Genomic DNA, 13,486 nt, shown 5'->3' with positions numbered 1-13,486 from the left:
TGGGCCGGCGAGGGCCGTGGCAGCCTGCGCCCTCACTTGAGATTCAGAGACGGGCCGTGCTTCAGGACATGACATTTCTCTGTTACGAGGATCACTTGGAAGAGGGCGTTGCGCGGGGCTTCGATCCCTGGGGCGAGGGGCGCGACACCGTGCTCGCCCTGCGCTGGCGGGGGCAGGTGCGGGTTTACCGCAACCTGTGCCCGCACCTGGCTGTCGCCATGCAGTACCGCAAGGATCGCTTCATGTCCGGCGACGGCCAGCACATCGTCTGCTTCGCCCACGGCGCGCTGTTCCGTCCCGACAATGGTTTTTGCGTGCTCGGCCCCTGCCTTGGCCAGTCTTTGCAGGCACTGGATGTGCGCGCCGAGGCGGATGGCGGCCTGTGGCTGGACGAGGTCCGCCGTGCGGCCCGCGAAGGAGCGCATCCATGCGTTTCCACGGTCTCGACCTGAACCTGCTGGTGGTGCTCGATGCGCTCGTCGTCGAGCAGCATGTAACCCGCGCCGCTACCCGCCTGCACTTGACGCAATCGGCCGTGAGCGCTGCCCTTGGCAGACTGCGGGAGCATTTCGCAGATCCGCTGTTCGTCCTGGTCGGTGGCCGGATGCTGCCGACGGCGCTGATGCAGCGATTGCATCCGCGCATCCAGGGCGTGCTGGACGGCGCACGGGGCATCGCTTTCGCCAATGCCGGTTTCGAGCCACGGGAAACCCGGCGGCGCTTTCGCATCATGGCGTCGGACTATGTGATCGCCGTGCTCATGCCGAGGTTCCGACGCCGCCTGGCGGACCTCGCGCCGCAGGTCGACCTGCAACTGCTCACCCTGCTACCGCAACGTGGCGCCGAGCCGGGTAGCCTGGTGGACGAGGCCCTGGAGCATCGCCATTGCGACCTGGTGATCCTGCCTCATGTCCACCGCTCCACACGGCATCCGGAGCAAGCGGTGTTCGAGGATGGATTCAGTGTCATCGCCTGTCGCGAGAATCCCAATGTGGTCAGGGGGCTGAGCCTGGAACGCTACCTGGGGTCGCCCCACGTGGTGCGCGAGACGGGGGCAAGCGCCCTGGGCAGCATGGAGGCGGAGTTCCTCGCCAGCCAGGGCCTGGAGCGACGGGTAGCGGTAGCCGTGGAGCAGTTTGGGCTGGTCCCTGAGTTCGTAGTCGGCGGGCCTTGCCTGGCTACGCTGCACAGTCGATTGGCAACGCTTTACGCGAGCCGCTTCCCGCTGCGGTTGCTGGAGCCGCCGCTCGTGTTTCCGCCCACCGGACAGGTGATGCAGTGGCACGCCTATCAGGATGGCGATCCAGCATTGGCCTGGTTGCGTCAGCTGCTGCTGGAGGCGGCCGCCTGACTCCCGGCGCTATCAATTTTCGTCATGGCCTGCGACCACTATCTTTCACTTCCTCGCGCTTGGGGCGCTGGGTAGCGTGACGGCACGACAACAAGGGACCCGACCGCCATGCCCAGACTCCACGTTCACTGCAAGACGCTCTTCACCGGTCTGGAAGACCATGCCCGCCACGATCAGGTGCTGACTATCGACGACGGTCTGTTCACCTATGTTGGCCCCCGCGAGGGTGCGCCGCAGCCGCAGCCGGGTGAGGCCCGGCTGGACACCGGCGAGCACTTCGTCATGCCCGGTCTGGTGGATGTCCACACCCATCTGGTGTTCGGCAATGCCAAGAGCGAGGAAGACATCGACCTGCACGTCTCGCCGGAATTCCGTGCGCTGCGGGGGCTGTTCTTCACCCAGCATGTGCTTGCCGCCGGTTACACCTCGGTGGTGGTGCCGGGTGACGCCGGCCAGTGCAGCATCGCCGTGCGCAACGCCATCAACGGTGGCCTGTTCAGCGGTCCGCATATTGCCGCCAGCAGCAATGTGATCGCCAACCGGCAGAGCCTCAACGACTGGTTTCCCAGCTGGGTCGGCACCCCCGACTACTTCACCGGACGCCTCTGCGCCACCCGCGAGGAGCAGATCGGCGAGATTCGCCGGCAGGCCAAGGATGGCGTCGACCTGATCAAGATCGCCATGGACGGGACCCACTTGCGCCCCAACGGCGAGCACATTGCCGCCTTCACCCAGGACGAGACATACGCGATGGTCGAGGAGATCCACCGCCTCGGGAAAAGGGTGGCGGTGCATGCCTATGGACGCGAGGCGGTGCTCTACGCGGCAAAGGCCGGGGTCGATGTGATCTTCCACGGTTTCTTCATGGACGATGCCTGCATCGAGGCGATGCTCGAATCGGGCAGCCACCTGGCGCCGACCCTCACCATGCTGGCCAACAACGTCGAGTTCGCCGAGGCCTACGAACCGTCTACCCGCTGCGGCTATGCGGCGATGCAGCGGCGGGTGATCGATGCCGGCTGCCGCAACCTGCGCCGCGCCCGAGAGGCCGGTGTGCCCTTCATGACCGGTAGCGACAGCGGCTTCGCCATCACCCCCTACGGCGAATGGCATGCGCGGGAACTCGAGATCCTCGTCGACTGGCTTGGCTTCACGCCGGCGCAGGCGCTACGCGCAGCGACCTCGGTGTCGGCGCGGATGATGCCTGCCACGCAACCGGTCGGCGCCCTTGAGGTGGGGCGTCGCGCCGACTTCATCCTGGTGGACGGCTCGCCGCTGGCCAATGTGTCGATCCTCCAGGAGCGCGAACGCATCCGCGGTGTGTACCTCGGCGGGCGGCGCGTCGACGCGCAGGTGCCGGGTTACGACCCCTTCAAGGTCAGTGATTTCAACACGCTGAAATGGTCTGAGTTGCATACCCGCCAGCGTGCCATTGAGATGGGCAAGCGCCCGGCCCGCCAACCGGTCTGAGGAGAGATTGCAATGAACCGACTGACCCTGGAAGCCGCCTCCATCATGGTCGATGCCGCCCTGGAGGAGGGACGTCGCCTGGGCTTGCAGCCCCTGTGCGTAGCGGTGCTGGACGCCGGCGGCCACCTGTTGGCGCTCAAGCGCGACGAGCGCGCGAGCCTGCTGCGCCCGCAGATCGCCAACGGCAAGGCGGCTTCCGTGCTCGGCATGGGCTTCGGCGGCCGTGAACTGGCACGGCGCGCGGCAGTCCTGCCGGCCTTCTTCAACGCCTTGAGCGACCTGTCCGGCGGCAACATGCTGCCCGTCCCCGGCGGGGTGCTCATCCGCAATCAGCGGGAGGAGTTGCTGGGCGCCATCGGTATCAGTGGCGATACCTCCGACAACGACGAACGCTGCGCCATCGCCAGTGTGCTGGCGGCGAACCTGGTGCCGGATACCGGCGAATCCTGACCCCGCTGCAACGAAGGAATATCCATGGCAAAGGGCTTTCAGCGCTAACTCCGCGCTTCGTGAAAGAAGAAAGGCCCATCATCGATGGGCCTTTTTCGTGCTCGAATTCGAGGCTGGCGCATTGCGGCGACAGCCTGCGGATTCACGCCAGTTCCAGCCAGATCGGCGCATGGTCCGACGGCTTTTCCATGCCGCGCAGGTCGTAGTCGATGCCTGCGTCCTTGAGACGTGCCTGCAGCGGTTGGCTGGCGAGGATCACGTCGATGCGCAGGCCGCGCTTGGGGGTGTCTTCGAAGCCGCGGCTGCGGTAGTCGAACCAGCTGAAGCGGTCATTCACCTCGGGGTTGAGGTGGCGGAAGCTGTCCACCAGTCCCCAGCTCTTCAGGCGCGCCAGCCACTCGCGCTCTTCCGGCAGGAAGCTGCATTTGCCGGTCTTCAGCCAGCGTTTGCGGTTTTCTTCGCCGATGCCGATGTCACAGTCTTCCGGCGAGATGTTGATGTCGCCCATCACCACCAGCGACTGGCTTGGCTGGAACTGCTGCTCCAGCAAAACCTGCAGGTCGGCGTAGAAGCGCTCCTTGGCCGGGAACTTGACCGGGTGATCGCGGCTTTCGCCCTGGGGGAAGTAGCCGTTCATCACGGTCACCGGGTTGCCCTGGGCGTCGGCGAAGGTGCCATAGATGAAGCGACGCTGGGCGTCCTCGGCGTCGCCGGGGAAGCCCTTGGAAAGGGACAGCGGTTCCTGGCGGGAGAGCAGGGCGACGCCGTAATGGCCCTTCTGCCCGTGGTAGTGCACGTGGTAGCCGAGCTGGCGGATTTCGGCTTCGGGGAACTGCTCGTCGGAGACCTTGGTTTCCTGCAGGCCGATCACGTCGGGCTGGTGCTTGGCGATCAGTGCTTCAAGCTGGTGAGGACGTGCCCGCAGGCCATTGATATTGAAAGAAACGATCTTCATCGCGAAGGCATCCTGGCAAAAAGGCGATGCTAGCCGAAGGCAACGACCCCGGCCAGTCGCATGGCCGGGCTGGGGAACTGGTGCTAATTTCCCTCATGGCCCGATAGAACCCATAACAAATGAGGTGCCGTGAATGCCCGGTTACATCCCTACTGCGCCGGTCGAAGTGCGCATGCTGGACGGTGGCTATGCCCGCGAGGCTCGCTCCCTGCTGTTCCACGCCTATCGTCATGAACCCACATTCGCCTATCTGTTCGAGGCGGAGCGCCCGGGCTATGAGCAGCGGGTACGCGCCACGGTGCGGGAACTGGTCCAGCAGCATTTCCTGGAGGACCTGCCAGCCATTGGCCTGCTGATCGAAGAGCGCCTGGTGGGGGTCGCCCTGATCGCACCGCCGCAGCGCCGCATGGATATCACCGAGAGTTGGGGCTGGCGCCTGCGCATGCTGCTCACCACCGGCTTCCGCTGCACGCGCCGCTACCTCGACTACCACGACGCTGTGCTCGCTTGCCTGCCGCCGGGGCCGTACCACGTGCTGCCGCTGTTGGGTATCCACCCTGAGTTCCAGGGGCGTCACCTGGGTGAACAGTTGCTGGAGGCCCTGCACAACTGGTGCGCCGAGGATGATGGCTCCCAGGGCGTTGTGCTGGACACCGGCAACGTTCGCTATCTGGAGTTCTACAAGCGCCAGGGCTACGAAGAGGTGGGGGAGGTGGCCCTTGGGCCGGTGGTCGAGCATGTGTTCTTCCACCCCAATCCACGACCGCTGATGCGCGCCAACGTCTGACAGAACTTGGGCACGGAAAGGCCGGAATGCCGTGCTAGCATGCCGCGCATGAATTACCGCCAAGGATTGCGCGGGCCGCTGCTGCTAGGCCTGCTTTGCACAAGTAGTCTGGCGCTGGCCAAGGCCACGCTGGACGTGAAGGTCGAACCTGCCAATGCGGCGCTGAAGGCCAATATCGAGGCCTACATCGGCGCCCTTGGCGATCGCAATGAAGAAGCCTTGCGACGTTTCCGGCGTTCCGCCGAGGAGCAGGCGCATCAGGCCGCCCAGGCACTTGGCTATTACCAGTCCGAGATCGACAGCCGTGTCGACGGTGGCAAGGACCCTTCTCTGCATGTGCTGGTGGTGCCTGGCGAGCCGGTACGCCTGCGCAACGTCGTGGTGAGGATTGATGGCGAGGCCAGCGCCCTCGTGGTCTTTCGCGTCCCCGAAAGCAAGGCGCTGAAGCAGGGCGCCCAGCTCAATCACGGCGCCTATGAGGATGCCAAGAAGCTGATCCAGAACCAGGCCCTGCGCTACGGCTTCTTCGACGGACGCTTCACCCGGCAGCGGCTGGACGTCGACCCGCGCGCTGGCGTCGCCGATATCGAGCTGGTCTATGAAAGCGGCCCACGCTACAGCCTGGGCGCGGTCAGTTTCGACGGTGACACGCCTTTCGACCCGGACCTGCTGGCGCGACTGGTGCCGTTTGCGGCCAACACGCCCTACGACTCCGACCAGGTCGCCAAGCTCAGCCAGAACCTCCAGGCCAGCGGCTATTTCGATGAAGTGCGGGTGGATGCCAGCCCGGTGAAGGGCGCCGGCCGGCTGATACCGGTCAAGGTCAGGCTGGCAGCGGTGAAGCCGCGCACCGTGGGGCTGGGGGTCGGCATTTCCACCGACGTGGGACCTCGCGCCCGAGCCAACTGGACTCGCCACTGGATCAACCCCCAGGGCCATCGTCTGGGTGCGGAGACCGAAGTTTCCCCGGTACGACAGAACGTCGGCACCTGGTACGAGATTCCCCTGGACCCGCCCCTCACCGACACCCTGCGTTTTTCCACCGGTCTGCAGCGCGAGGACCTGGTGGATGTGGAAAGCCGCCGCTTCACCCTCGGTGGCCAGTGGCAGTCGAAGCTGCCCAATGACTGGCAGCGGGTGGTGTCCCTGCGCTGGGAGCAGGAGACGTTCGACTTCGGTGATGGCAGCGACGATGGTCGCAGCAGCTTCCTGATTCCCGGCATCAGTTACGGCGTGACCCGCAGCGACAACAAACTCGATCCCAATCGCGGCTATTCGCTGCAGTTCGATGTGCGTGGCGCCAAGGAGGGCATCCTCTCCGACACCGATTTCACCTACGCCAGCGCCATGGCCAAGGGACTCTACACCCTGCCTGGCGGCCATCGCGTGCTGGGCCGTGTGCAGGCCGGTGGGATTGCCACGACCGACTTCGATGCCATTCCGCCGTCCCTGCGCTTCTTCGCCGGTGGTGACCAGAGCGTGAGGGGTTACGACTACCAGACCCTCTCGCCGGAAGACAACAATGGCAAGAAGGTGGGCGGTCGCTACCTGCTGGTGGGGAGTGCCGAATACCAATTCCCCCTCACAGAAAAATGGCGCCTGGCAGCCTTCGTCGACCGCGGCAACGCCATGGACTCTCTCAACGCGGCCATGAAGACGGGCGCCGGCCTGGGCGTGCGCTGGGTCTCGCCGGTGGGGCCGATTCGCCTGGACGTGGCGAAGGCGCTGGATGACCCGGGCGGCTATCGACTCCACTTCTCCATGGGGCCGGAACTGTGAGGCGCGCGCTGAAATTTGGCCTCGCAGGGCTGGCCGCCATCCTGGCAGGCATCGTGGCGATTCCGGCCGTGCTGCTGTTCACGGAGGTCGGCGGGCGCTGGTTGCTGGGCCATGTACCCGGGCTCGAAGTGGACGGCTTCAGCGGCACGCTCGGTAGCCGGTGGAGCGCGACGCGCCTGTCCTGGCAGCAGGATGGCACCGTCCTGAAGCTGGATGCGCCACGGCTGGATTGGTCGCTCGCCTGCCTGATGCGTCGCACCCTCTGCATCAACGAACTGGCCAGCGACAGCATCCAGCTCGATCTGCCGCCGTCGCAATCCGACGAAGCGACTGGCCCGATCAGCCTGCCGGAGTTGCGCCTGCCGCTGGCGCTGGAGGTCGGGCACGTGCGCGTCGGTCGCTTCGTCCTCGATGGCGGCGATCAGTTCCAGCAACTGGACCTGGTGGCGCGCTGGCAGGCTGATGGTCTTCAGTTGGAGCGCCTCAGCGTGCGTCGCGATGATCTCGCGCTGGAACTGCAAGGTTCCCTGCGCCCCGAAGGCGATTGGCCCATGACGGTGCAGGGTAGCCTGCAGTTGCCCGCGCCGGGCGAGGGGCCCTGGAGGCTGGCGCTGAAGGCGAAGGGCGATCTGCAGGGCGTGCTCACGCTCCAGGCTGACAGCAGCGGTTACCTCAACGGCCGCCTGGACGGCGAGCTCCGCCCGCTGGCAGACAACCTGCCGGCCAGTGCTACGTTGCGGGCCGATGGCTTCAAGGCCAGCGCCGGCTTGCCGGATACCCTGGCCCTCAATCAGGTGGAACTGACCGCAAAAGGCGATCTCAAGGACGGCTACGTCGTACAGGGGAAGGCCAGCCTGCCGGGTGAAGGCGGCGCGGTGGCACTCGGCCTGGATGGCCGGGTCGATGCCCAGGGGGCGGATATCCGGCAGCTTCTGCTCACGGGCGAACCGCAACAGACCCTGGCATTGCAGGGGCGGGTCGACTGGCAGCGGGAACTCGCCATCGACAGCCGCCTGCAATGGCGCGACTTCCCCTGGCAACGTCTGTTCCCCCAGGAACAGCCGCCGCCCGTGGAGTTGCACCAGTTGGACGCCGAGGTGCGTTACGCCGGCAGTCGCTATGACGGCAAGTTCGACGCCCGCCTCAAGGGGCCGGCCGGTGACTTCAGCGTCGGCGGCCCGGTGACGGGTGACCTGGCCAGCGTCACCTTGGCCGATCTGCAACTCAAGGCCGGGCAGGGCCGTGCCCAGGGTCGGGTGAGAATCGACTTCGCCAGTGGCGTCGGCTGGGACAGCCAGTTGGCCTTGAGCGAGCTCGACCCTTCCTATTGGCTGGCCGAACTGCCGGGCAAGCTGGCCGGCAATCTGCAATCCAGGGGCGCCTGGCGTGACCAACGCCTGGACCTGAATGCCGATCTCGACCTCAAGGGCCAGCTGCGGGGCCAGCCTGCACTGCTCCAGGCCAAGGCTGAAGGTGCGGGCGAACGATGGCAGCTCCATGCGCTGCAGGTGCGCCTGGGCGACAACAGGATCGAAGGCCGGGGCCAGTTGGACCAGACGCTCAGCGGCCGCCTCGACCTGGCCCTGAGTCGCCTTGGCCAGCTTTGGCCAAAACTCTTCGGCAAGGTCCAGGGGCGCCTCGACCTGGCCGGCACGCTGCAGGCGCCGCAAGGCAAGCTGGCGCTGACCGGCGAACGCGTGGGGCAGGGTGACAACCGCCTCGACAGTTTCAAGCTGGATGCCCAGTTGGACGCTGCCCAGCGTGGTCGAGTGCAACTGCAAGCGGACGGGTTGGCCTCTGGTGACAACGAGTTCGGGACCCTGACAGCCGAAGGCTCAGGTGATCGTGTTCGTCAGCAACTGGAACTCAACCTCAAGGGGCCCTTGCTCGACCTGTTGCTGGCCCTGGACGGCAAGCTGGAGGGCGGCAACTGGCGCGGGCGGCTGGCGCGGGGCGAGGTCCAGGCCAGTGGACAGGACTGGCGCCTGGAAGCACCGGCGCGGCTGGAACGGCTGGCCGACGGCAAGCTGAACTTCGGCGCGCATTGTTGGCGCTCCGGGCCGGCGAGCCTGTGCGGCGGCGAGCAGCGCCTGATGCCTGAGCCGAAGCTGGACTACCGCCTGCGCGACTTCCCCCTGGCCAGCCTGGCGCGCTGGCTGCCTGAAGACTTCGCCTGGCAGGGCGAGCTGAATGCTGATCTCAAGCTCGACTTGCCCGCCAGCGGCCCCAGCGGTCGCATTACCCTGGACGCCGGCAGCGGGGTGCTGCGATTGAAGGAGGAGGATCGCTGGGTCGACTTCCCCTACCAGCGCCTGCTGCTGGACAGCACCCTGCGCCCGCAACGTATCGACAGCCAGCTGAGCTTCCAGGGCCAGGGCCTTGGTGAATTGCAACTGGACGCACTGATCGATCCGCGCCCGGCGAACAAACCATTGTCCGGTCAGTTCCGTCTGGATGGGCTGGACCTCGCCGTGCTGCGCCCGTTCGTGCCCAAGGTGGAAACGCTGGAAGGCCGCTTGCAAGGGGCCGGCAGCCTGAGCGGCACCCTGCAGGCGCCCTATGTACTGGGCAACTTGCGGCTGGCCGATGGCCGCATCGGCGGTGGCGACCTGCCCATGAGCTTCGAGTCCCTCGGCCTCGATGCGCGTATCGCTGGCGAAAGCCTCGAGCTGAGCGGGCAGTGGCGCAGCGGCGAACAGGGGCAGGGCAGCCTGTCGGGCAACCTGGCCTGGGCACGTGGCCTGGACCTCGACCTGGCGCTACGTGGTTCGCGCCTGCCGCTGGTGGTGGAACCGTACGCGAACCTGGAAGTGGAACCCGACCTTCGCATCGGGCTCGCCAGCGGCCGTCTGGCGCTGACCGGCAAGGTGCTGGTGCCGCGCGGCAAGATCAAGGTGCGCGAGCTACCGCCCCAGGCAGTTAAGGTCTCACCGGATGCGCGCCTGGTGGGCGAGCAAGACGCCGAGCAGCAGCCGCTGGAAATGGCCATGAACGTGGACGTGGAAGTCGGCCAGGATCGCCTGCAGTTCTCTGGCTTCGGCCTGACCGCGGACCTCCAGGGCCACCTCAAGGTCGGCGACAACCTCACGGGGAACGGGGAGCTGGTATTGAAGAACGGTCGTTATCGTGCCTACGGCCAACGCCTTGACCTGCGCCGTGCGCGCCTGCTTTTCGCCGGTCCGCTGGACCAGCCCTATCTGGATGTTGAAGCCGTCCGCACGGTGGGTGACGTCACCGCTGGCCTGCGCCTGAATGGCCGTGCCGATGAGCCCAGCACCGAAGTCTTCTCCAATCCAGCCATGAGCCAGGAACAGGCGCTGTCCTACCTGATTCTTGGCCGGCCATTGAACACCAGCGAGGGCGACGGCAACGCAGTGGGCCGGGCCGCCCTGGCCATGGGCCTGTCCGGCAGTGCGCCGCTGACCAGCGAACTGGCCCAGCGCCTCGGCCTCAAGGATCTGCAGCTCGATGACGACGGCGCCCTGGGGCAGATCACCGACCGCCTGAGCATCCGCTACGGCCTCGGCGTGGTGGATTCCACCAGTGTCGTGGCGCTGCGCTACGAGCTGACCAAGCGGCTCTACCTGGAAGCCGCCAGTGGTCTGGCCAGCTCGCTTGACCTGTTCTACAAGAAGGATTTCTGAGGTAGGAGACGGCCTTTCTGGCTGGCGGAAATCGCCTGGGATCGTGCTAGCATCCGCGCCGCGGTCTGCCTCAGGCCTTTCCAGTGCCCGTCCTGCAGTCCTTATGTCCTGGTTGGCGACGTCACCCGTTGCCACTGCGTCATGGAATGATCCCGATGCCTACCGGTAACGGGATTCCGAACCTGGAGCCGGCTACAGCCGCTCCTTCGAACAAGAAGAAAGGAGCCCTCTATGGAATCCATCCACAATCTGGTGAATCAGATCAACGGCCTCGTCTGGGGCCCACCCATGCTGGTGGCCATCCTCGGTACCGGCCTGTTCCTCATGGTTTTCCTGCGTTTCATGCCGCTGTTGCGGATCGGTACCGGTTTCCGCCTGCTGTGGCGGGGACGTGCCAAGGGTGACGACGAAAGCGGTGAGATCAGTCCGTTCCAGGCGCTGATGACCTGCCTGGCCGCCACGGTCGGTACCGGCAACATCGCCGGCGTCGCTACCGCCATCTTCCTCGGCGGGCCGGGTGCGCTGTTCTGGATGTGGTGCACCGCGCTGGTCGGCATGGCCACCAAGTATTCGGAAGTCGTACTGGCGGTGCACTACCGCGAGAAGGACGAGCGCAACGAGCATGTCGGCGGCCCGATGTACGCCATCAAGAATGGCCTGGGCAAGAAGTGGCTCTGGCTGGGCACCGCCTTCGCGATCTTCGGCGGCCTGGCCGGCTTCGGCATCGGCAACATGGTGCAGGTCAACAGCATGGCCCATGCGCTGGAAACCACCTTCGACATCCCGCTCTGGGCGACCGGCGTTGCCACTATGGTGATCACCGGCCTGGTGATCCTGGGCGGCATCCGCCGCATCGGTAAGGTGGCCGAGGCGCTGGTGCCCTTCATGTGCGTCACCTACATCATCGCTTCGCTGGTGGTGCTGGCGATCAATATCGACGCCATTCCCGGCGCCTTCTCGCTGATCTTCACCCATGCCTTCAGCCCGGCCGCAGCCACCGGTGGCTTTGCCGGCGCGGCAGTGATGGCGGCCATTCGCTTCGGTGTCGCCCGGGGCATCTTCTCCAACGAGGCGGGCCTCGGCACCGCCGGTATCGCCCAGGCCGCCGGCACCACCAACAGCCCGGTGCGTTCCGGCCTGATCGGCATGCTCGGTACCTTCATCGACACCCTGATCATCTGCACCATGACCGGCCTGGTGATCATCTGCTCCGGCGTCTGGACCAGTGGGCAGAGCGGTGCGGCCCTGTCCGCGGCGGCCTTCGAATCGGCGCTGCCCGGCTTCGGCGCGATCATCCTGAGCATCGCCCTGGTGATCTTCGCCTATACCACCATCCTGGGCTGGAGTTACTACGGCGAGCGTTGCTGGGAGTTCCTGGTCGGCACCAAGGCGATCCTGCCGTTCCGCATCCTCTGGGTGCTGGCGATTCCCTTCGGCGCCGTGGCGCAGCTGGATTTCGCATGGCTGGTGGCCGATACGCTGAACGGCCTGATGGCCCTGCCGAACCTGCTCTCGCTGCTCCTGCTGAGCCCCGTCGTGGTGAAGCTGACCCGTGAGTACTTCGCCAGGGATCGTCTGGTGGCGAATGCGTCCTGACTTCTGGGTCAGGACTTTTGCCGCGCGCCGTGCTTAACTTGGCGTCTTCGTACAACCACACCTGAAACAAGGATCCATGCAATGGCTCAAGTAACCCTCAAGGGCAATCCGATCACCGTCGACGGCCAGCTGCCGCAACAAGGCCAGCAAGCCCCGGCCTTCAGCCTGGTCGGCGGCGACCTGTCCGACGTGACCCTGGCCAGCCTGAGCGGCAAGCGCAAGGTGCTGAACATCTTCCCGAGCGTCGACACCCCGACCTGCGCCACCTCCGTGCGCAAGTTCAACGTCGAGGCCAGCAAGCTGGCCAATACCGTGGTGCTGTGCATCTCCGCTGACCTGCCGTTCGCCCAGAAGCGTTTCTGCGGTGCCGAAGGCCTGGACAACGTGATCAACCTGTCCACCATGCGCGGCGCCAACTTCCTCAAGGACTACGGCGTGGCCATCGCCAACGGCCCGCTGGCCGGCATCGCCGCCCGTGCTGTCGTGGTACTGGATGAGAACGACAAGGTGCTGCACAGCGAACTGGTCGGCGAGATCGCCGATGAGCCGAACTACGCGGCTGCTATCGCTGCCCTGTAAGGGACGGTGATAGGAGGAAGGGAGGCCAATGCAGGCTGTGTGAAAACTCCCTGAGTGCAGGCCAAGCAAACGCCCCGACTGGTTCGGGGCGTTGGCGTTTCTGGGTAATCGAAAGCGAGGAGCGGGATTTATCCCATCAGCTCGATCAACCGACGGGCGCCCAGCACGTTGAGGGCCCGTTTCAGGTTGTAGGCGTTTACCGCCAGGGCCATTTCCGTGCGTGCGCCCTGCAACTGGCGGAGCAGGAAGCGGCCGTTGCCCAGGATCCACTGCTTCAGGTTGCCGAAGGGGTGTTCGACGATGGATCGGCGCCTGACCATCATCTCCGGATGCGCCTGCATCCGCTGCTGCATCCGCGCAAACGCCGCTTCATGGGCATGCCGGGTCACGTGTCGGCGCCGGGCATTGGTGCACTGCGGCTTCAACGGGCAGTCACTGCAGTCGCTGCGTACGGCATAGGTGCGCTGGGTGCCCCTGACCTGTTTGAGCGGTAGCCACTGGCCCGCCGGACACTGGTACTGGTCGGTTTCCGCGTCGTAGCTAAAGGCACTGCGGTCGAACAGCGGTGTGTCACCCCCTTGGTTGTTGATCCCTCGATTCTCCGGCACATAGGCGGTGATTCCGGCATCGTCGCAGGCCTGGAACTGCTCGCCATTGGAGTAGCCGGCATCCGCGGTGACCGTCAATTGCGCCTGCCCCAAGACCGCCTGGGCAGCCTTGGCCATCGGCTCCAGCTGCTGATTGTCGCTGCCATCCTGAGTGACCGCATGGTGCAGGATCAGGCCATGCTCACCATCCACCGCGCTCTGCACGTTGAAGGCCACCTTGGCCCCTTGGTGGGTGCGCATCAGGCGGGCCTCGTCCTCGCCGACGAC

11 protein-coding genes are annotated in these 13,486 nt (G+C 65.7%); 9 read left to right on the top strand and 2 right to left on the bottom strand.

What is annotated here, in order from left to right:
- The first annotated feature begins 68 nt into the window (after positions 1 to 68).
- From FFS60_RS00055 to FFS60_RS00040, 4 genes are all read left to right on the top strand, one after another.
- Positions 69 to 452, top strand: coding sequence for a Rieske 2Fe-2S domain-containing protein (locus FFS60_RS00055; RefSeq protein ID WP_036997941.1), 384 nt, complete (start codon positions 69 to 71; stop codon positions 450 to 452).
- Positions 428 to 1,351, top strand: a complete 924-nt coding sequence (locus FFS60_RS00050) for a LysR family transcriptional regulator (RefSeq protein ID WP_137820743.1) — start codon at positions 428 to 430, stop codon at positions 1,349 to 1,351. Before FFS60_RS00055 ends, FFS60_RS00050 begins: the two co-directional genes overlap by 25 nt.
- Positions 1,352 to 1,459: 108 nt before the next feature.
- Positions 1,460 to 2,821 (top strand): amidohydrolase family protein, encoded by a 1,362-nt coding sequence (locus tag FFS60_RS00045; protein ID WP_137820742.1) that lies wholly within the window; start codon positions 1,460 to 1,462, stop codon positions 2,819 to 2,821.
- A 12-nt stretch (positions 2,822 to 2,833) separates the two neighbouring features.
- Complete coding sequence (locus FFS60_RS00040) at positions 2,834 to 3,271, top strand: heme-binding protein (protein WP_137820741.1); 438 nt, start codon at positions 2,834 to 2,836, stop codon at positions 3,269 to 3,271.
- 142 nt (positions 3,272 to 3,413) lie between these two features.
- On the opposite strand, the gene xthA is transcribed toward FFS60_RS00040, so the two are convergent.
- Positions 3,414 to 4,226 (bottom strand): exodeoxyribonuclease III, encoded by an 813-nt coding sequence (xthA, locus tag FFS60_RS00035; RefSeq protein ID WP_137820740.1) that lies wholly within the window; start codon positions 4,224 to 4,226, stop codon positions 3,414 to 3,416.
- 133 nt (positions 4,227 to 4,359) lie between these two features.
- Here xthA and FFS60_RS00030 point away from each other — a divergent pair, with 133 nt between their 5' ends.
- From FFS60_RS00030 to tpx, 5 genes are all read left to right on the top strand, one after another.
- A complete protein-coding gene (locus FFS60_RS00030) occupies positions 4,360 to 5,013 on the top strand; it encodes an N-acetyltransferase (protein WP_028631221.1) in 654 nt (217 codons plus the stop codon).
- 48 nt (positions 5,014 to 5,061) lie between these two features.
- Positions 5,062 to 6,792 carry an autotransporter assembly complex family protein gene (locus FFS60_RS00025; RefSeq protein ID WP_028631222.1) on the top strand — a complete coding sequence of 577 codons (1,731 nt, stop codon included), beginning with the start codon at positions 5,062 to 5,064 and terminating at the stop codon, positions 6,790 to 6,792.
- Positions 6,789 to 10,436, top strand: coding sequence for a translocation/assembly module TamB domain-containing protein (locus FFS60_RS00020; protein ID WP_137820738.1), 3,648 nt, complete (start codon positions 6,789 to 6,791; stop codon positions 10,434 to 10,436). Before FFS60_RS00025 ends, FFS60_RS00020 begins: the two co-directional genes overlap by 4 nt.
- A gap of 231 nt (positions 10,437 to 10,667) precedes the next feature.
- On the top strand, positions 10,668 to 12,032 hold the full coding sequence (locus FFS60_RS00015; protein ID WP_137820737.1) for a sodium:alanine symporter family protein: 1,365 nt from the start codon (positions 10,668 to 10,670) through the stop codon (positions 12,030 to 12,032).
- Positions 12,033 to 12,113: 81 nt separating this feature from the next.
- Positions 12,114 to 12,611, top strand: a complete 498-nt coding sequence (gene tpx / locus FFS60_RS00010; protein ID WP_028631225.1) for a thiol peroxidase — start codon at positions 12,114 to 12,116, stop codon at positions 12,609 to 12,611.
- A 128-nt stretch (positions 12,612 to 12,739) separates the two neighbouring features.
- Here tpx and FFS60_RS00005 read toward each other — a convergent pair.
- On the bottom strand, positions 12,740 to 13,486 hold a 747-nt coding region (locus FFS60_RS00005; RefSeq protein WP_171016466.1), incomplete at its 5' end, for a transposase.

It is taken from the genome of Pseudomonas sp. D(2018), assembly GCF_005502555.1.
Taxonomy (GTDB): domain Bacteria; phylum Pseudomonadota; class Gammaproteobacteria; order Pseudomonadales; family Pseudomonadaceae; genus Metapseudomonas; species Metapseudomonas resinovorans.
This window is presented reverse-complemented; position numbering and strand designations above follow the sequence as displayed.